Here is a 1,755-nt window from a genome sequence, read left to right as displayed (position 1 = left end):
CTGTTCCAGCAGCGGCCGTCGATGGGTTGGGGCAGCTCGAGCGAGCTGACCGACCCGGCCTACGCGACCTCGGCGTTCCTCGACGCGCTGACGCAGTACGCGCCGGGCTACGGCTCGATGCCGCTGTGGCGGGCCGCGCAGCAAACGCAGCGCTCCGGCTACCCGACCGCGTACGCGCGGTGGGAGGATCAGGCCGCTCATATGGTGCGCCAAATAGCTGCCGAGTAAGAATTGCCTCCGGCAGTTCGTGTGTCAGTACGCGAACCGTTTGGAGGTTGCCGCGAGATGAGCGAGATCCTCGTAGGTTTCGAGGGCGACGGCAGCGGCGTGGAAGAGCTGACCTGGGGGCAACGCCGGATCTGGTCAGCGACTCGCATCAGTGGTCTGTCGATCAACATGGGCGGCGCGGTGCGCGTCCCTCCGGGTTTCACTGCGCAGGACGTCGCCGCGTCGCTGCGCTTTCTGGTCGGTCGGCACCAGGCGCTGCGTACGCGGTTGGCGTTCACTGACGACGGCGAGCCGCGGCAAGCGGTGGCGGCTGGCGGCGAGATGCCGCTGGAGGTCATCGACGCCGGCGACGGCGATCCGGCGCAGGTCGCGGCGGCCGTCAAGCAGCGGTATCAGGCGACGAACTTCTATCGCGACCACGAGTGGCCGCTGCGCAATGCTGTGATCGTGCAGCATGGCGCGGTCACGCATTCGGTCGCGGTCTACAGCCAGCTGGCCATCGACGCGTATAGCCTGGACGCGCTCGTCGCCGACCTGGCGAGGATGGACCCGGCGACCGGCGAGGCGACGGCGCCGCCGCCGGAGTTGCAGCCGCTTGATTTGGCTCGCCGCCAGCGCGAGTCGTCAGCGTTGCGGGTGAACAAGGCCGCGATGCGGCATTGGGAACGCGTGCTGCGCGAGATGCCGGCGCGGCAGTTCGGCGAGGAGCGTGCCGAGGCTGACCGGAGCACGCCGCGCTACTGGGAGCTCGGCTACAACTCCCCGGCCGCGCATCTGGCGGCGCGCATCGTGGCCGCGCGCGATCAGACCGACAGCGGCGCGGTGCTGCTCGCCGCATTCGCGGTCGCGCTGGCCGGCGTCACAGGCATCAATCCGGTGATGGTCGGCTTGCTGGTCAGCAATCGCTTCCGTCCCGGCCTCGCGGACATTGTCAGCCCGCTGGCGCAAATCGGGCCGTGCCTGATCGATGTCGCGGACGGCTCGTTTGATGACGTGGTCGAACGCGCACAGCGCGGCATGCTCGGCGCGGGGATGAACGCGTACTACGACCCTCGGCAGTTCGACGCGCTCGTCGCCGCGGTGAGCGCGGAGCGTGGCGAGGAGATCGAGCTGTCGTGCGTGTTCAACGACCGGCGACGCGCCAGCCGCGACGCGGGTGACGGACCGTTGCCGATTCCCGAGCAGGTGCGTGAGGCGTTGCCGCGCAGCGCGGAGCGCCTGCAAGCCAAGCTCGATCGGCCCAACCGCAAGCTCTTCGTGCACATCAATGACGTGCGGGACACCGTTGATGTCGTGATGCGTGGCGATACTCATTTCATCTCCCCGGCGCAGTTGAGTGCGTGCCTGCGTGGGATGGAGTCCACGATCGTCGACGCCGCTTGTGACGTATCACGCCGGACTTCGGGGGGAACCCCTCTGGGAAGGTTCCGGGTCTAGTTCTACGATCAAGTAGTTCTAGATCAAAGACACGGGGACGCATTACATACTCGCCAAGTACGCGTCTGTGCGAGCAGACGCGCTAGATAG

The 1,755-nt window shown here is 67.5% G+C and carries 1 protein-coding gene and 1 pseudogene; both read left to right on the top strand.

All coding sequences use genetic code 11. From position 1 onward, the window contains the following. A pseudogene (locus tag VGH68_RS06850) lies at positions 1-228 on the top strand (NlpC/P60 family protein); the annotation flags it as partial. A gap of 57 nt (positions 229-285) precedes the next feature. Beyond that, positions 286-1,665, top strand: coding sequence for a condensation domain-containing protein (locus VGH68_RS06845; RefSeq protein WP_331602789.1), 1,380 nt, complete (start codon positions 286-288; stop codon positions 1,663-1,665). The last annotated feature ends 90 nt before the right edge of the window (positions 1,666-1,755 follow it).

It is taken from the genome of Paraburkholderia sp., from assembly GCF_036488505.1.
Taxonomy (GTDB): Bacteria; Pseudomonadota; Gammaproteobacteria; order Burkholderiales; family Burkholderiaceae; genus Paraburkholderia.
The sequence above is the reverse complement of the archived record's forward strand: the minus strand, read 5'-3'. Positions and strand labels throughout refer to the sequence as shown.